This is a genomic window from Microbacterium sp. AZCO (genome assembly GCF_039614715.1).
Classification (GTDB): Bacteria; Actinomycetota; Actinomycetes; order Actinomycetales; family Microbacteriaceae; genus Microbacterium.
On sequence record NZ_CP154857.1, the window covers coordinates 3,104,049 to 3,120,960 of the forward strand.

The 16,912-nt window shown below is 68.0% G+C and carries 13 protein-coding genes; 2 read left to right on the forward strand and 11 right to left on the reverse strand.

The window, feature by feature from the left end:
* Positions 1-127 precede the first annotated feature (127 nt).
* Complete coding sequence (locus AAIB33_RS14195; protein ID WP_345800611.1) at positions 128-1,669, forward strand: alpha/beta hydrolase-fold protein; 1,542 nt, start codon at positions 128-130, stop codon at positions 1,667-1,669.
* A gap of 59 nt (positions 1,670-1,728) precedes the next feature.
* Here AAIB33_RS14195 and AAIB33_RS14200 read toward each other — a convergent pair whose 3' ends face one another.
* From AAIB33_RS14200 to AAIB33_RS14240, 9 genes are all read right to left on the reverse strand, one after another.
* Positions 1,729-2,739: a LacI family DNA-binding transcriptional regulator gene (locus AAIB33_RS14200; RefSeq protein WP_345800612.1), complete on the reverse strand. Its 1,011-nt coding sequence runs from the start codon at positions 2,737-2,739 to the stop codon at positions 1,729-1,731.
* Positions 2,740-2,752: 13 nt separating this feature from the next.
* Positions 2,753-4,258, reverse strand: coding sequence for an alpha-N-arabinofuranosidase (locus tag AAIB33_RS14205; protein ID WP_345800613.1), 1,506 nt, complete (start codon positions 4,256-4,258; stop codon positions 2,753-2,755).
* Positions 4,259-4,312: 54 nt separating this feature from the next.
* Complete coding sequence (locus AAIB33_RS14210; protein WP_345800614.1) at positions 4,313-5,239, reverse strand: carbohydrate ABC transporter permease; 927 nt, start codon at positions 5,237-5,239, stop codon at positions 4,313-4,315.
* A complete protein-coding gene (locus AAIB33_RS14215) occupies positions 5,236-6,162 on the reverse strand; it encodes a sugar ABC transporter permease (RefSeq protein WP_345800615.1) in 927 nt (308 codons plus the stop codon). Before AAIB33_RS14215 ends, AAIB33_RS14210 begins: the two co-directional genes overlap by 4 nt.
* Before the next feature lie 73 nt (positions 6,163-6,235).
* Entirely contained in the window at positions 6,236-7,603 is a 1,368-nt protein-coding gene (locus AAIB33_RS14220; protein ID WP_345800616.1) for an extracellular solute-binding protein, read from the reverse strand.
* A gap of 193 nt (positions 7,604-7,796) precedes the next feature.
* Complete coding sequence (locus tag AAIB33_RS14225) at positions 7,797-8,750, reverse strand: 3-hydroxyacyl-CoA dehydrogenase family protein (RefSeq protein WP_345800617.1); 954 nt, start codon at positions 8,748-8,750, stop codon at positions 7,797-7,799.
* The gene (locus AAIB33_RS14230) at positions 8,747-9,208 is read right to left on the reverse strand and encodes a ribose-5-phosphate isomerase (protein WP_345800618.1); all 462 of its coding nucleotides are present in this window, start codon (positions 9,206-9,208) and stop codon (positions 8,747-8,749) included. Before AAIB33_RS14230 ends, AAIB33_RS14225 begins: the two co-directional genes overlap by 4 nt.
* Positions 9,209-9,211: 3 nt before the next feature.
* Positions 9,212-10,948: a dihydroxyacetone kinase family protein gene (locus AAIB33_RS14235; protein WP_345800619.1), complete on the reverse strand. Its 1,737-nt coding sequence runs from the start codon at positions 10,946-10,948 to the stop codon at positions 9,212-9,214.
* Positions 10,945-11,922, reverse strand: coding sequence for a sugar phosphate isomerase/epimerase family protein (locus tag AAIB33_RS14240; RefSeq protein WP_345800620.1), 978 nt, complete (start codon positions 11,920-11,922; stop codon positions 10,945-10,947). Before AAIB33_RS14240 ends, AAIB33_RS14235 begins: the two co-directional genes overlap by 4 nt.
* A 170-nt stretch (positions 11,923-12,092) precedes the next feature.
* On the opposite strand from AAIB33_RS14240, the gene AAIB33_RS14245 reads away from it, so the two are divergent.
* Positions 12,093-13,121, forward strand: a complete 1,029-nt coding sequence (locus tag AAIB33_RS14245; RefSeq protein ID WP_345800621.1) for a LacI family DNA-binding transcriptional regulator — start codon at positions 12,093-12,095, stop codon at positions 13,119-13,121.
* Positions 13,122-13,264: 143 nt separating this feature from the next.
* On the opposite strand, the gene AAIB33_RS14250 is transcribed toward AAIB33_RS14245, so the two are convergent.
* Together AAIB33_RS14250 and AAIB33_RS14255 are read right to left on the reverse strand one after the other, a co-directional pair.
* Positions 13,265-15,352, reverse strand: coding sequence for an alpha/beta hydrolase-fold protein (locus tag AAIB33_RS14250; protein ID WP_345800622.1), 2,088 nt, complete (start codon positions 15,350-15,352; stop codon positions 13,265-13,267).
* A 359-nt stretch (positions 15,353-15,711) separates the two neighbouring features.
* Positions 15,712-16,911 (reverse strand): signal peptidase I, encoded by a 1,200-nt coding sequence (locus AAIB33_RS14255; RefSeq protein WP_345800623.1) that lies wholly within the window; start codon positions 16,909-16,911, stop codon positions 15,712-15,714.
* Position 16,912: the final 1 nt, after the last annotated feature.

A 16,912-nucleotide genomic window follows, 5' to 3' on the forward strand; every position in this document is an offset into this window, starting at 1 on the left:
CGGCGCGTCTCGGTCAGCGTGTTTTACAACGTGGTAAAGAAATTCTTTACAACGTCGTAAACCGTCGCTAGCCTGACGATGTCGGGCCGCCTGGGGTGCTCGGCTGCTATTCAAGGAGGAACAGTAGATGAGCGTTTTCCCACGGAGAAGGCACGCTGGAGAAGACACGGGCGATGGCAGCCGCCGGCTCGTGAAGCCGCTCGCCGCCCTCGGACTGGCGGCGATCATGGCGCTCGGCACCGTGCCGCTGTCGGCTCAGGCCGCGGATCCGGTGCCCGGACCGACCGTCGTGGCCGATCCGAACTCGCCAACGGGGTACACGGGGCATTTCGTGTACTACAACCCGACCGCCACGAGCGTGCGGTTCGCAGCCGACGTCCTGCTGCGCAACTGGGCTGACCGCACCGACACCACGGTCTATCAGCCGGGGCAGTACAAGCCGGGCCTCATGCGAGGCGGCGGCGGGCTCGACGTGCAGATGACGAACGCCGGCAACGGCTACTGGGTCGTCGATGTTCCGCTGGCCGCAGGTGCGAACCAGTACTGGTTCTACGTCGACAACAACACCAATCTGTGGGTCGCTGACCCGGCGAGCTCGCCGATCTTCGCCCCCGACGGGCTCACCGGAACGGCCCGTCGCGCCTTCAACAAGGTGTTCGTACCGTACGACGACGCGAAGCAGAACTACCAGCCGCTCGCCGACCGCCAGATCGAGCTGCCCCGCGCGGACTCGGAGAAGGGCACGTGGAGCTACGTTCAGATCCCGGGGCTCGCGCCGCTGAACGGCATCCCGCGCACGATCGGTGTCTACCTGCCGCCTGACTACGACCCGAACCGCGCGGAGCCGTACAAGACGATCTACATGCAGCACGGCAGCGGCCAGGACCAGTCCGACTGGATGAACATGGGCAACGTCCCCGTCATCATGGACAACCTGCTCGACGACGGCACCACGGAGCCCGCGGTCGTCATCACGACGAACACGAACTACCTCGGTGCCGCGAACCAGGGCTACCCCAACCTTCGCAACGTCGTGATCCCCTTCGTCGAGGCCACCTACAACGTCTCGACGCAGCCGATCGACCGGGCGTTCGCGGGCCTGTCCGCGGGCAGCTTCGTCACGCAGAACCTCATCAACTACGACGCCGACGCCTTCGGGTACTACGGACCCTGGAGCGGTGGAGCGAGCGTGAACGTCAACACGGCCGATCTGCTGGCGCCGTACATCCTGTTCGGGGGCGGGGCGTGGGACTTCGGTCTTCCGAACGCGAACACGGTCGCCAATATCGACCGCTTCTCGTTCGCGGAGAACGCCGTCGTCCCCGGTGCGCACGACTTCAACACCTGGAACGAGATGTTCTCGCTGTGGGCGCGCGACTACCTCTGGCACCCCGAGGCGTTCATCCAGGACGAGATCGGGCAGCTGAAGAACAGCGTCGCGGCCACCGGGCTGAACAAGGGCAACCAGAACGCCCTCACCGTCAAGCTCGACCAGACGCTGAAGCTCATCGCGAAGGGCGACAGTGCGGAGGCGCTCGAGGTGCTCCAGGGCTACACCGACCAGGTGGCGGCCTTCGCGGCGAACGGCAAGGTGACCGCCGACCAGGCGACCACGCTCACGGCCCTCGCCACGCAGATCAACACCAACCTGACCCACTGGCTGGACTGATCAGCCGCTGACGACAAGAGGCTGCCGGCGGGGTTCTCCTCCCCCGCCGGCAGCCTTCTTCATGCCCCGCGCGGCGGGGCCGTCGAATCGCGGACGACGAGCGAGGTCGCAAGCTCGACACGCGTCACCTCGGGCGGGGAGCCGTCCAGCATCCGCAGCACGAGCCGCGTCGCCTGCTCCGCCATCTCGCGCAGCGGCTGGTGGATCGTCGTCAGACGCGGGCTCGCCAGCCCGGCTGCCGCGAGATCGTCGAACCCGACGACCGAAAGATCGCCGGGCACCGCGACACCGAGGGCTGACGCCGCGTGGAGGACTCCGAGCGCCTGAAGGTCGTTGCCCGCGAAGATCGCCGTCGGGGGATCGGGGAGGCGCAGGAGCTCCATCGCGTGGCGCTCACCGCCGTCGCGCTGGAAATCGCCGTACCGGACCCACCGCGGATCGACCTCGAGCCCGGCGGACGTCATCGCCGCGCGATAGCCGTCGAGCCGGGCGAGCGCGCTCATCACATGCTCGGGACCCGTGATCGCCGCGATGCGGCGGTGACCCAGCCCGAGGAGATGCCTCGTCGCCGAGACGCCGCCCGACCAGTTCGCCGATCCGACGGACGGGATTCCCGGAGCCGGATCGCCCGCGGGATCGATGACGACGAACGGGATGCCGCGGGCCGTGAGCGTCGCCCTCCCGTCCGGTGGGATGTCGGCGAAGAGGAGGATGATGCCCGTCGGGCCTCGCCGGATGACGGCATCCAGCCATTCGGGTCCCGGCGCGCGTTCGTCGCCGCTGACCGACAGCGAGATCGCGAGCCCCACCTCGGCGGCGCTCTCGCGCACGCCCTCGATGATCGCCAGCGCCCAGTCGCCGTCGAGCTCCCGGAGCACGACCTCGATGTACTCCCGGCGCTGCTTGCTCGTGCGGCGCCGGTATCCGCTCTTGCGGAGGTGCTCCTCGACGAGCTCGCGCGTCGAGGAGGAGACGTCGGCCGCGCCGTTGAGCACCTTCGAGATCGTCGTCAGCGACACGCCGGTCTGAGCGGCGATCTCCTTGAGTGTCACCCGCGTGGTCTGCGCCATCTCCGTGCGCTCCTCAGGCGAGAGTCAGCACCGTCCACGACACCGGCGGCAGAGTGACCTTCACGGTCCCTTCGCCGATCTCCACCGACGCGTTCTCCCTCGGCGAGACCCGGTCCTGGTCGTCGAGCGTGTTGGCGGCGTGGATGTCGTCGTCGAAGAGCGAGATCGCCTCGGCCCGGGAGACGCCGGCGAGAGCGCGGGTGTCGACCTCGAGCGTGACCTCCTCGGTGAGGCTGCGGTTCACGGCGAAGATCGTGGTGCCGTTGTCATCGTGGGTCGCGACGGCGTCGACGAGCGACACGTCGCCGTACTCCGCCGTCTCGTAGGTCGGGCTGTCGAGCTTGAGCTCGAGCGCCGTTCCCCGCGCGAGTCGCGATGTCAGGGAGAACGGATAGAAGGTCGTCTGCCGCCATGCGGGGCCGCCCGGCTCGGTCATGATCGGCGCGATGACGTTGACGAGCTGCGCGAGGCTCGCGGACGTCACGCGGTCGGCGTGCCGGATGAGCGAGATCATGAGGCTCCCGAACACGACGGCATCCACCACCGAATAGGAGTCCTCGAGCAGCCGGGGTGCCACGGGCCAGGACTGGACGTCGGTGATCTTGTCGACGTCGTTGTACCGCGACTGGTACCACACGTTCCATTCGTCGAACGAGATGTTGATGGTCTTGTCGCTGCGGACGACCGCCTTCACCGAATCGGCCGTCGCGACGACGGCTTCGATGAAGCGGTCCATGTTCACACCCGACGCGAGGAAGCTCGCGTAGTCGCCGTCCTTCGGCTCGTAGTAGGCGTGACACGAGATGAAGTCGACGTTGTCGTACGTCTTCTCCAGCACGACGCGCTCCCACTCGCCGAACGTGGGCATCGACGCCCCCGAGCTGCCGCACACCACGAGCTCGAGCTCGGGGTCGATCTGCCGCATCGCGGCGGCGGTCGTCGCGGCGAGCTGCGCGTAGTCCTCCGCCGTGCTGTGACCGAGCTGCCACGGGCCGTCCATCTCGTTGCCCAGGCACCACATCCGGATGTCGTGGGGCTCGGTCTGCCCGTTGGCGATGCGCTTGTCGGACCAGTGCGTGCCGGACGACAGGTTCGCGTACTCGAGGACGTCGAGAGTCTCGAGGACTCCCCGGGTGCCGAGGTTGACGGCGTACATCAGCTCGCCGTCGACCTTCTTCAGCCAGCTCGCGAACTCGTCGAGGCCGATCTCGTTGGTCTCGGTCGAGTGCCACGCCAGGTCGAGCCGGCGGGGTCGCTCTTCGCGCGGGCCGACGCCGTCCTCCCAGCGATAGCCCGAGACGAAGTTGCCTCCGGGGTAGCGGACGGTCGACACGCCGAGCTCGCGCACGAGCTCCACGACGTCCGTCCGGAAGCCCTCCGCGTCGGCTGTGGGATGCGAGGGCTCGTAGATTCCGTCGTAGACGCAGCGACCCAGGTGCTCGACGAAGGAGCCGAAGAGGCGCCTGTTGATCGGGCCGACCGTGAAGTGCGGGTCGATGGTGAGGTGTGCTCGGATCATTCTTCTCTTTCGGGACGGTGCGGAACGGGGCGAGGGGCGGGTCGGGTCATGAGGTCACTTGAGGCTTCCGATCGCGAGGCCGCCCCGCCAGTACTTCTGCAGCGTGAGGAACGCGATGATGAGCGGGATCACCGAGACGAGCGATCCGAGGATGATGATGCTCCACAGGCTCTGGCCGCCTGCGGCGCCGTACGTGGAGGCGGTGGACTGCCACAGCCCGATTCCGACGGTCACGGGGAACAGCCGGTTGTCCGAGAGCATGACGAGCGGGAGGAAGTAGTTGTTCCACGAGGCGACGACCGAAAGGAGCAGGACGGTCACCATCGCGGGGCGCAGCAGGGGCAGCGCGACCACCAGGAACGAGCGGAACTCCCCCGCACCGTCGACCCGTGCCGCGTCCAGCAGCTCGTCGGGCACGGCATCCCGCGCATAGACGTTCATGAGGTAGACGCCGAACGGGTTGAGCAGCGTCGGGAAGATGACAGCCCAGATCGTGTTCGTCCAGCCCACCTGCGCGAACAGCACGAAGGTCGGGATGACGAGCGTCGTCGTGGGCACCATGACCGCGCCGAGCAGGATGGCGAACGAGAATCGCCGACCGGCGAACTGGTACTTGGCGAAGCCGTAGCCGGCCAGCACGGCGAGCACCGTCGCACCGACTCCGCCGACGATCGCGTACAGCGCCGAGTTGGCGAGCCAGCGCGCGTAGATGCCGCCGCTGTAGGTGAACAGGTCGACCAGGTTCTGGAGGTAGTTGATGTCATCCGCGAACCAGAGCGAGCTGCCGCCGCCGAAGAGGCCCGCCGAGCTCTTCGAGCTGTTGACGATGAGCCACCAGAACGGGATCAGGAAGTAGAGCACGAGCAGCGCGAGCACGATGTTCATCGGCACGCGGCCGCGCTGGGGAGGAGTGGTCCGTCGCTCGATGAGGCTCCGCGGCTTGCGGCGGGTGCTCGTGAGCTCGGCAGGGGTGACGCTCATGACGTGAAGCTCCCTCGCTTGCGGGTCGCGAACAGGAAGATGTACACGCAGACGAAGACGACGGCGCCGAGGGCGAACGAGATCGCCGCGCCGTAGTTGGAGTTCGCGAGCGAGAAGGCCTGCTGGTACGCGTACATGTTCGGAGTGAAGTCGTTGGGGATGGCCCCGGCGGCGAGCTGCTGCAGGATCTTGGGCTCGTTGAAGAACTGGAGGGTTCCGATGAGGGCGAACACCAGGATCAGCAGGAGTGCGGGAGCGACCAGCGGGATCTTGATCCGCCAGATGATCTGCCATTGGGAGGCGCCGTCGATGCGCGCCGCCTCGTAGAGAGTGGGATCGATGCCCTGCAGAGCGGCGTAGATGATGATCATGTAGTAGCCCGCCCACTGCCACGTCACGATGTTCAGCAAGCCGTAGAAGATCAGGCTGCTGCTCAGGAAATCAGGCGCCTGGCGCCCGAAACTTTCGAAGATCTCCGCAAGCGGACCGAAGTTGTCGCTGTAGAGGAACCCCCACATCAGGGCGCCGATGACCGTGGGGATCGCGTACGGCATGAAGATCATGAGGCGCGAGAAGCGGGCGAAGCGCGTGATGATGATGTCGAGCATCAGGGCGATCGCCAGCGACAGGGCCATCTGCAGCGGGATGAGCACCAGCGAGAAGCGGATCACGAATCCCACGCCGCTGAGGAACGAGGGGTCGTTGAACGCCTTGACGTAGTTGCCGAAGAGGACGAATCGCGTCCCTCCGATGAGCGACTTCTGGAAGAGGCTCAGATAGAAGGCGTAGCCGATCGGGACGACGAGAAGCGCGAGGAAGATGATCCCGAACGGTGCGACGAAAGCCCAGCCGGTCAGATTCTGACGTCTGGCGGTCGAGCTGCGACGCTTCGAGGTGACCGGACGGTCGATGGTGGCAGTCATGATTTCTCCGGGTCTGTGAAGGGATGCCCGGGGGCCGGTCCGCGCGAGGACGGACCGGCCCCCGGGTCACGGGTCACTCCTTGACGGTCAGCCCCTGCTCCTTCGCGTACGCCACGACGTCCTTCTGCAGAGCGTCAGCGGCCTCGGAGCCTGTCACCTTGCCGTCGTTGATGGCGGCGATCTGCTTGGTGAGGGCCGAGTAGTAGTACTGGCCGATGGGCGTGTACGTCATGCCCTTGTAGGCGTTGGCCGCCGGCACGTACACCTCCTTGTTGGCCTGCTGGCCGCCGAAGAACGGCACCTCGTAGTTCTGGAACTCCTCGGACTTCAGCACGTCCTGGTTCAGCGGGAAGATGATCTGGTTCTGCCAGCCCTCGTCGAGCGACTTCTTGTCGGCGTAGACGCCGAAGGCGACCTTCGCCGCGAGCTCGGGATCCTTCGCCTGCTTCGTCACAGAGAACGCCGAGCCGCCCCAGTTGATCGCGACCGGGTCGGCCGGATCCCACTGCGGCATCGGGGCGGTCGCCCACACGCCGGCGTCTGCGCCCTCGCCGACACCGGCACCCTGGAGGTAGCCGGGCGCCCACGCGGCCGAGAGGTACGTCGCGTAGTCACCGGCGATGACGGCCGAGATGTACTCCGGAGTGAACTGGTCCTCCGTGCCGACGAGGCCCTTCTTCACGAGGCCGGCCCAGTAGTCGAGCACCTCCTTGACCTCGTCGCTGTTGAGGTTGATGCCGATCTCTCCCTTGTCCGAGGGGTCGTAGGTGAAGGGCTCGGCGCCGTTCTGGTACATCAGGGCGGTGACCTCGGCCGGCTGGTTCGCGGCGAAGCTGGCGAAGTTCGGTCCCCCGGCGTCCTTCACCTTCTGCGCGGCGGCCTCGAACTCCTGCCACGTGGTGGGAGGAGTGATGCCGTACTTGTCGAAGACGTCCTTCCGGTAGATCATGCCCATCGGGCCGCCGTCGATCGGCGCGCCGTAGACGCCGTCGCCGACCGAGACGTCCTTCCACGCGCCTTCGCTGAAGTTGTCCTTCACGTCGGCGTAGCCGAGGTCCTTGAGGTCGACGAGCGCGTCCTGCACCTGGAAGGGCGCGATGCGGTCCGCCTCGACCATGACGACGTCCGGAGCGCCGCTGCCGGCCGAGATGGCCGTCTGGAACTTGTCGTACTCGGCGCCGCCCGCGCCCGCATTCGTCCAGCAGACCTGGACGTCGTCGTGCTCCTCGTTGAAGTTGTCGACGACGGCTTCCGAGTTGGGGTACCACGCCCACAGCGTGACGATCGGGGCGTCCTTCTTCTTGATGGTGTTCGAGCAGTTGGCGTCGGCGTTTCCGCCGCCGCCCGTGCTCGCACCGCCGTCTCCTCCGGCGGAGCAGGCGGCGAGGGCGCCCGCAAGAGCGAGCGTCGTGATCGCAGCAAGGACAATCTTCGTCTTCACTGGAGTTCCTTTCGGTTTGCTGGACTTCTTCGTCGGTGCGCGACCGTTCCGGGTGTCGTGGGCCGCGCGGGAGCGGCTCGTGTTCCTTCGGGTCTACAACGTTGTAGAGCAACGTTGTAGTTACCTTCCCACCGCGCTCACCACGTGTCAAGGGAGGAGAGGAATTTTCTCCCCCGCGGACGAAACTTGCGGCTCAGTAATCGACGGGAGCGGGACCCAGTTCGCGGAGCAGAGCCGACAGCGCCGAATAGGCGTCATCGCGGTACGCGGTGAGCTCAGGCGCGCGCTCGGGGGGCGTCGCCAGGAAGCCGCGGCCCGACTTGACGCCCTTCTCCCCGCGCTCCACGTGCTCGCGCAGCACGTCGGGCGCCGTGAACCGATCGGGGTACGCATCGTGGAGCGAGCGGTAGCAGAAGTCGTACACGTCCAGACCGGCGATGTCGGCGATCGCGAACGGCCCGAAGAACGGCAGCCGGAAGCCGAACGTCGTGCGAGCGATGAGGTCGACGGCCTCGGGGGTTGCGACGCCCTCTTCCACCAGCCGTGCCGCCTCGCCGAAGAGGGCGTACTGCAGCCGGTTGAGCACGAAGCCCGTCACGTCGGTGATCGGCACCCCGACCTTCCCGCACTCGCGCAGGAGGCCCACGACGGTGTCCACCGCCTCGTGATCCGTCGTCGCGTGCGGGATGACCTCGACGCCCGGGATGAAGGGGGCGGGATTGCTGAAGTGCACGCCGAGGAAGCGCTCGGCGCCGCCGACCGCCTCCGCGAGGGTTCCGATCGAGATCGTCGACGTGTTGCTCCCGATGAGGGCGTCCGGGCGCGCCGATCCGCTGATGCGGCGCAGCGTGTCGTGCTTGAGCTCCAGGATCTCGGGCACGGCCTCCTCGACGAAGTCGACGTCGGCGACGGCATCCTCGATCGACGGGGCGGCCGAGATGCGGTCTGCGACCCGATCCGCGGCAGCCGGGGGGAAGATCCCCCGCTTCGCGTAGTCACCCGCCTCGCGGATGAGCCGCTCGCGATTCGAGACGGCGAGCGCAGCACTCGCATCCGCGAGCACGACCTCCTTGCCGGCGAGGGCGAGCACCTGGGCGATGCCACCGCCCATGTATCCGGAGCCGACGACGGCGGCCTTCGAGATCATCGGGACTCCTCTTCATAGTGATCGATCAACCCGACTTTCGCGGCGGATGCCGAACCCGGGTCGAAACGGTGCTCGAGCCACTCCTGGACGAGCTTCTTCGCCAGCTCGAGGCCGATGACCCGCGCGCCGAGCGTGAGGACCTGGGCGTTGTTGCTCTTGACCGACCGCTCGACGGAGTAGCTGTCGTGGGCCGTGACAGCACGGATGCCCCGCACCTTGTTGGCCGCGATCGCGACGCCCAGACCGGTTCCGCAGATCAGGAGAGCACGGTCGGCCTCACCTCGCGCCACCATGGTCGCGGCTTTCACCGCGACGCGGGGATAGGGCGTGGCATCACCGGCGGTGACGCCGACATCGACGACCCGCTCCACCCGCGGGTCGGCGTCGAGCAGGTCTCGCAGGGCCTCCTTGTACTCGAAGCCCGCGTCGTCGGCTCCGATCACGATCGTCCATCCCATGGGTCACTCCCCTTCGTCGGATGCCGCGACAGTCCGGGCGATGTCGTCGGCGATGATCCAGAACGAGGTGGCGCCGGGGTCGGGGTGCCCGATGCTCCGCTCTGCGAGGGGCCGAGCGCGACCGCGGCGCGGAGTCATGGCCGATGTCGCGTCGGCTCCGCTGCGGGCGGCCGCTGCGGCGTCGACGAGCGCGGTGCGGAGATCGGCGCCCGCGGCGACGGCTCGACCGAGAGCCTGCTCGAAGGGCACCATCGCATCGAGCATCGTCTTGTCGCCGGGCGCCGCGCCGCCGAGCTCGGCGACCCTCGACGTCGCGGCGGCGACAGATTCGGCGAGATCGGCCGGCGTGAAGGCCTCGGGCGAACCCAGTGATTCGCCGACCTGTGCCAGCGCGGCGCCCCACAGCGCACCGGACGTGCCGCCGGCGGTCTCGGACCAGGTGTCGCCCGCGAGCTGCAGCAGCTCGCGCACCCCCGTCGACGGCGCGGCGGCATCCACCGCATCGACCGCCGCCGTGAGACCCCGCATCATCCCGATCCCGTGATCGCCGTCGCCCGCGACGGCGTCCAGCTCGCCGAGCGCTTCCGCCTCCGCTCCGACGGCCTCGCGCGCGCTGCGGAGCAGCCGGCGCGCGACGGCGGCCGCGTCGATGGCCGCCCGGGTCGCCGGCGCCGCTCCTGCCGTCCCCGACAGCGTGTCGCGCGGTTCACCCGCGAGGCGCCGGCCCGCCGGCCCGCCGCTTGTCGTGACCGTGCCCTTGCGCAGAGCTGGCGACCACGCCGGAGCCTTCCACAGCTCCTCGAGCTCGTCGTCGAGCCACATCACCGTGAGCGAGACGCCCGCCATGTCGAGGCTCGTGACGAACTCGCCGCACAGCGGCTCGACGACCTCGATGTCGTGGGCCTCGAGGTGCTCGACGACGCAGTCGAAGAGCACATACAGCTCCTCGTACTTGACGGAGCCCAGTCCGTTCACGAGGACGGCTGCGCGCCGGCATCCGTCCGGACGCTCCTCGAGCAGCGGCGCCGCAAGGGTGACCGCGAGCTCGGGGGCGGACTGCATCGGCACGTCGCGAACGCCGGGCTCGCCGTGGATCCCGAGACCGATCGACATCTGGCCCGCCGGCACCTCGAACAGGGCGTGGTCCGCCCCGGGAAGGGTGCAGCCGGCGAACGCGACTCCGTGGCTCCTCGTTCGGCTGTTGGCGTGGGCGGCGAGGCGCTCCACCTCGTCGAGCGAGTCGCCGCGATCCGCGGCGGCGCCGGCGACGTGCCACACGCAGACGATCCCCGCGATGCCGCGTCGCTCCTCCGCCGATTCCACCGGGGCGCTCGCGACGTCGTCCGTGATGAGGACGGTGCGCGCGTCGATCCCTTCCGCGCGCAGTCGGCGCTCGGCCTCGCCGAAGTGGATGACGTCGCCCGCATATCGTCCGAAGGCGAAGAGGATGCCGCCGCCCGCGTCGGCCGCGTGCGCGACGCGCATCGCCTGTGCCGTGGAGGGCGACGTGAAGATGTTGCCGCAGACGGCGCCCGCCGCGAGTCCCGGGCCGACGTAGCCGGCGAAGGCGGGATAGTGCCCCGAGCCGCCTCCGATAAGCACGGCGACTCTGCCGGATTCGAGCGGGTCGGCGCGGACGACTCCGCCGTCGACGACCGCGACCTCGTCGCCGTGCGCCCGTGCGAAGCCGCGGAGGGCGTCCGTGACGAACGCGTCCGGATCGCCGAAGATCTTCGTCATCGCGCATCCTCCGATCTCTTCGGCTGCCGCACCCTGCTCTCGCCGAGTGAGTACGCGCGTCGCGGAAGCACGCGCCCGCGCAGGTAGTCGCGGTTCGTCGCGCTGACGCTCAGGCCGTCTCCCCCGTAGTGCTCGACGCAGATGACGCCCTGAAATCCGCTGCGGAGCGCGATCTTGACGGCCTCTCGGTAGTCGATGACGCCGAGCTCGAGAGAGGTCGGCACCGTGGAGAACAGGCCGGCCGCGGCATCCTCGTCGCGTGTGTAGCTCTTGACGTGCCAGAAGTTGGCGTACGGCATCGTCGCCTCGGCGATGGCCCGCCAGTCTTCGACGGGCTCGTGGAGGCGGATGAGGTTGCCGATGTCGGGATTGAGTCCCACGACATCCAGCCCGATGTCCTCGACGAGGCGGACGGATGACTCCGAGGTTCCGAGGAACGTGTGCTCGTACATTTCGAGCGAGAGCAGGAGACCGACCTCTCCCGCGTGGCGGCCGAGCTCGCGCAGTCGATCCACCGCGAGCGACCAGGCGCCGTCGTCGCCGAACGGGTCGCGGTGGCCCTCGACCGTCCAGAACCACAGCTGCTCGCGCTGGGCCGGAGTGAGCGCCCGGTGCAGCCCGACCGAGACGACCGGGATTCCGAGCTCGGCAGCGAAGTCGATCGTCCGGTGCGCGTAGGCGAGATGATCCTCGCCGTGCTGCTCGTCGATCACGCTCCGCCGGATCGCGGAGAGCGACGCAGCCGTGAGACCCGCCGAGCGGAGGCACTCCCGGAGCGACTGGACCTGCCGCGGGTCGAGGTCGCCGTAGCGGGTCCACGAGTCGGTGAGATCGACATCGGTGAAGCCTGCGTCGCTCACCTCGATGAGGTCCGTCAGCCAGCGCTCCTCCGGAGCGCCCGATGCGGTCGTGGGGTGGGCATCGCCGAGCGGGAGCATCGCGGCCGCGATCGGCCAGTCGTCGGCGCTCAGCATTCCGGGTCCTCGATGACGCTCACACCGGCACCATACACCAGTTTACAACGTTGCATTTCGGGTGGGGACTGCCGATGATGCGCTGTGCGAGGCGCGTCGGCGGTGACCGCGCGGCGGCAGTAGAGTACAGAGATTCCATACGGCAGGCGGGAGCATCGATGGGACCGACGATGCATGACGTCGCACGCGTGGCCGGCGTGTCCATCAAGACGGTGTCCAACGTCATCAACGACTACCCGCACGTGCGGCCCGGCACTCGGGATCGGGTCAACGAGGCGATCGAGCAGCTGGACTACCGCCCCAATCTCTCCGCGCGCGGCCTGCGCTCCGGACGCACGGGCGTGATCGGCCTCGCCGTCCCCTCGCTGCGGGAGAACTACTTCGCCGAGCTCGCCGACTCGGTCATCCGCGCCGCCGAGAAGCGCGGCCTCGGCGTCATGGTCGAGCAGACGAGCGGTCAGCGCGAGTCGGAGCTGCGCGCCGTCTCGAGCAGCCGGCCCCGCTTCCTGGACGGCATGCTCTTCAGTCCCGTCGGCCTCGGTCAGGGGGATGCCGACGCACTCGCGATCGACAGCCCTCTCGTGCTGCTCGGCGAGCGCATCTTCGGCGGGCCGACCGACCACGTCACGATGCACAACACGTCGTCGTCGCAGGCCGCCGTCGAGCACCTGCTCGAGATCGGCCGGCGTCGCATCGCCCTCGTCGGCGCGGACTTCCGGATCAGGAACGAGGCGAGCTCGGCGAACCTGCGCCTGCACGGCTATCTCAAGGCGCTCGAGGAGGCGGGAATCGAGCACGACGAGTCGCTCGTCCGGCCGACGCCGATGTCGCAGTGGAACCGCGCCGGCGGCGCGACGGCGATCCACCTCATGATCGAGGAGGGCGTCGAGTTCGACGCGGTCTTCGCCCTCAACGACACGCTCGGCCTCGGCGTGCTGCGTGCGCTCCGCGAGGAGGGACGCCGCGTCCCCGACGACGTCGCCGTCATCGGCTTCGACAACATCGACGAGAGCAAGTACTCCGTCCCGTCGATGTCGACGGTCGACACGGGGCGGGACGAGATCGCACGTATCGCGGTCGACCGGCTCATCGAGCGCATCAACGAGAAGGGCGAGCGTCGGCCCCCCGAGACGTTCAAGCCCGACTTCCGGATCGTCAAGCGCGAATCGACCGGGTTCACGAGCACCGACGACGACTAGCACCGCCCGGCCCTCCGCCGGCTCGTCGGCCCGCGGCATCCATCGCGATGCGATGCCGGCCCGGGAGGCCGGCCCCTCGAACGACGGAGCGACACCGTCGCCGATGTCGACGACGGTGTCGCTCTGCGGTGCCCCCTAGGGCATCAGCCCTTGAACAGGCGCGGCAGCAGATCGATCAACGCCTTCTGCCACACGTCCCAGCTGTGCGGGCCGGGGATGATCGGAGCGAACTCGTGGTCGATCCCGCGGGTGTTCAGCGCGCTGATGAGGCTCAGCGTGTTCGGATAGGTGAAGTCCTGGATGTCACCCGAGTAGATGCGCAGGAGCTTCGTGCCCTCGTTGATCGCCGCGACATTCGCGTTGGCGGGAGGATTGGTGAACGCCGACATGGCCCCGATGTAGGCGAACTGGCCGGGGAAGGTGTACAGCGTGCTCAGCGCCGCCTGCGATCCCATCGAGAGGCCCGCCAGGGCGCGGTCCTCGGGAGCGCTGCTGACGTTGTACTGGGCCTCTGCCGCGACGGTAATGCGCTGCGTGATCTCGTTGGGGAAGTTCACGCCGTTGCCGTTGGCCATCACGACCACCATCGGGACGATGTCGCCCTTCAGGTAGTGGTTGTCCAGGATCTGGGCGGCGAAGCCGACCTCGATCCAGTCCGTCCACGTCTGGCCACCGCCATGCTGGAGGTAGAACACCGGGTAGGCCTCGGCGCGGTCGGGGTCGTAGCCCGGGGGCGTCCACACGTAGGCCTGACGAGTGGGGTTGCCGCTCGCGCTGCTCGTGTATTCCATGACCTCGACCTTGCCGCGCGACGCGGGCGCCACCGGGGTGGTGTACTCGCCGCGGAGCGTGTCGTCGCCGGGCACCTGGAACGTGCTCCAGTTCGGCTCCGAGAGGACGGTCGTCGGGTTCGTGGTGTCCTTGCGGTCCGATCCCTCCACGACGAACTTGTAGTAGTACGACCCCGCCTCGACCGGCATCGTCAGGCGCCAGCGCCCGTCGGGCTGCTTCGTCATCGGCGTGCGCGGCCAGCTGCCGGCCGGCCCGAAGTTGCCCCAGACCGTCACGTTGTTCGCGTTCGCGAACTCGGGGCCCGTCTCGAAGGTCACGACGCCGTTCTCGTCGATCCACGGCGTCGGGGTCGTGCCCGGCGCCGGGAGCGAATGCGGCTCGAGCGCGAGGTGACCCTCACTCGGCCCGATGTCTGCGGGCGTCTGGAAGACGCGCTGGGCGAAGTCGTGCAGGTTCTTCTGCCACGTGTCCCACGTGCCGCCGGTCTCCGGGTCGGAGCCGTCGGACTGGAACTCGATGCCGGCTGCGCCGAGCGTGCCGGTCAGATCGACCGTGGAGTTGTAGCTCGGGTCGGTGACGTTGCCGACGTACAGGCGGATCATGTCGGTCTCGGCGTTGATTTGCTTCGCCTTGCCCTTGCTGATGGGCTCGTCGAACTCGCCCGAGAAGGAGCCGACGTTCGCGAACTCCTTCGTGGATTTGGCCAGGATGCTGAACGCCTGCGCGGCCCCTCGCCCGATGCCTGCGATCGCGTGATCCTCGGCGGCGCGCGAGATGTTGAGCGCCTTCTCCGCCGTGGGAACGAGGCTCTTGACCACCTCGCCGCGGATGTCGGCAGACTCGCCGTCGGCCATGACCACGACCATCGGCTCGGCATCCCCGTCGACCGTCAGGTTGTCGAGGATCTGCTTCAGGCGTCCGAGTTCGACCCACTCGCGATAGCTCTGTCCCTCGTCCGGCAGGAGGTAGAGCACGGGGTACGGCTCGGCACGGTTCGCGTCATAGCCCGGAGGCGTCCACACCAGTGCGGAGCGATCCGTCTCGGTGACCTTGCTGCGGTAGGTGAGGTCCTGCAGCGCTCCTCCGTGGGGGTTGTCGGCGAGCCATTCGGCCCCGGGCCCGTCGACGAACAGCGTGCTCCACGTCGGCTTCGACGTGACCTCCTGCGGGCTCGCCGGGTTGCGGAATGCGATCGCGTCCTGGTTCCAGGCCGGGCGCGCCGAGTACTGGTAGTAGTACAGGCCGGGCTCGAGTGGTCCGAGCGTCGACGTCCAGTTCCCGCCGCTCAGGCCCATGTTCAAGGTGGTCCACGTCTTGCCGGGGGCGAAGTTGCCCTCGACCGCGACGACGCTGCCGGTGATGCCCGTCGCCGGCTGGATGGCCGAGTTCGGCACCGTGAAGCGGTAGACATCGTCGACTCCGCCGGCGTTGGCCGGCATCGAGACCCATGAGTCGCTTCCCGCCGCGGTCGCGGGTGTCGCCGCGACCAAGGTGGCCCCCGCTACCGCTGCGACGGCGACGACGGCCGCCAGCGTACGACGAGGGCGCGCATGCCCTCGTCGCTTCAGTTCCTTCACACTCATTCGATCTGTTCCTCACTGCGTCGTGTGCACATTGACATGCGCGGTGGACTCGCGTTGCAGAGGGTCGCCCCTCATCACTGACGGAGGGTCACGTCGTGTGCGGATCGCATGGTGCGGCGCGATTTACAACGTCGTAAATCCTTCCCGCGACCCATCGTGGCGAAAAGCGGAGAGTCGTGTCAAGGGAAATCTTCAACGTTGTAATTCACGCTGAGTCATTGCCGAGGAGCGGGCTGTCCACCTTCGAAGTCGATCGATCCGCCGGTCTGGACGGCTGGCGCCAGGCCGTCTGCTGAGGCGACCAGAGTCCATGGCCGATCGTCGGTCGGCGCTCCCGGGAGAGGCGCAGACAGCGGGACCGTGGCTTTGAGATTGGGGGTCGAGGCGTACGGGGCGAGTGAGCCGGTCCACGTGAATTCGTAGACGATATCCGTCCCGCTCGCCACCCCTGGGCCATCCGAGGCCCAGCCGACCGAGATCGCGTCGAGCACGGGATCCGCACCGACGAGGTACCGCCCGTCGTGGTTGTCGATCGTGACGCTCAGTCCGATCTCCGGGACAGTTCCGGACCCTTCGGATCGAGCGACGGCGGTGCTGGCGCTGAGAGCCGTGACACTCCCTCCGTCCCCGTAGACCCAGCTGAATTGGTAGTAGTCGAATTTGAGCGACCCGGTCGGTAACGGCGCGGTCGGGGATGGAGTAGGGGTGGGGCCTGTCGCCATCGCCCACGATCCGAGCGCTATCGAACGGTCGATGAAGGCCGCGTGAGACGATCGCGCGACGCCCACCACGACGATCACCGACGCGACGATGAGCATGGCGAGGATCGCCCCGCTCTCGACGGCGATGCGCACGCCCTCGCGTTTCCTCGTCGAGGGGAAGAACTCGATCGCGAGAGTTCCACGGATCAGCAAGGCGAGGAGGAGCACGCTCATCACGACGAGCACGAAGAAGCCGTTCGCCGCCCAGACGATGGGCAGTCCGATCGCCGGCACGAGGATCCGCCCGACGCCGATCACCGTCGCCGGGTCGACGGGCGTCGAGTCCCGCATCCTGTTGGCGTCCCCCTTGGTGATGAGGAATCCGTCTGGCTGGATCTCGACGATCCGGTGCATGATCTGCTGCTGGGGATGGGCGGGGTTCGGGAAGAGGATGACCTGCCCCAGGCCGTACTCCTCGAGGGGGAAGACGAGCGCGACGTCGCCGGGCTGGATCGAGGGCGTCATCGACCCCGTCACGATCGTCGTGCCGATGAATCCGAACGGCCGGGGGACGAAGGCGGCGACGAGGAGGGTGATGATCATGCAGACCAGCCCGCGGCACACGGCCACGCGGATCAGCACCGCCCACGGAAGCTCTTCGATCGGCCGACCATGCCACCCGGGGGCGGCGGTGAGCGGCTTCTCCAGTGTCACG

Bases quoted from the DNA above. Each gene is read 5' to 3' on its own strand.
- AAIB33_RS14195 (WP_345800611.1), top strand. From the start codon at position 128: ATGAGCGTTTTCCCACGGAGAAGGCACGCTGGAGAAGACACGGGCGAT.
- AAIB33_RS14200 (WP_345800612.1), bottom strand. From the start codon at position 2,739: ATGGCGCAGACCACGCGGGTGACACTCAAGGAGATCGCCGCTCAGACC.
- AAIB33_RS14205 (WP_345800613.1), bottom strand. From the start codon at position 4,258: ATGATCCGAGCACACCTCACCATCGACCCGCACTTCACGGTCGGCCCG.
- AAIB33_RS14210 (WP_345800614.1), bottom strand. From the start codon at position 5,239: ATGAGCGTCACCCCTGCCGAGCTCACGAGCACCCGCCGCAAGCCGCGG.
- AAIB33_RS14215 (WP_345800615.1), bottom strand. From the start codon at position 6,162: ATGACTGCCACCATCGACCGTCCGGTCACCTCGAAGCGTCGCAGCTCG.
- AAIB33_RS14225 (WP_345800617.1), bottom strand. From the start codon at position 8,750: ATGATCTCGAAGGCCGCCGTCGTCGGCTCCGGATACATGGGCGGTGGC.
- AAIB33_RS14230 (WP_345800618.1), bottom strand. From the start codon at position 9,208: ATGGGATGGACGATCGTGATCGGAGCCGACGACGCGGGCTTCGAGTAC.
- AAIB33_RS14235 (WP_345800619.1), bottom strand. From the start codon at position 10,948: ATGACGAAGATCTTCGGCGATCCGGACGCGTTCGTCACGGACGCCCTC.
- AAIB33_RS14240 (WP_345800620.1), bottom strand. From the start codon at position 11,922: ATGCTGAGCGCCGACGACTGGCCGATCGCGGCCGCGATGCTCCCGCTC.
- AAIB33_RS14245 (WP_345800621.1), top strand. From the start codon at position 12,093: ATGCATGACGTCGCACGCGTGGCCGGCGTGTCCATCAAGACGGTGTCC.
- AAIB33_RS14250 (WP_345800622.1), bottom strand. From the start codon at position 15,352: ATGCCGGCCAACGCCGGCGGAGTCGACGATGTCTACCGCTTCACGGTG.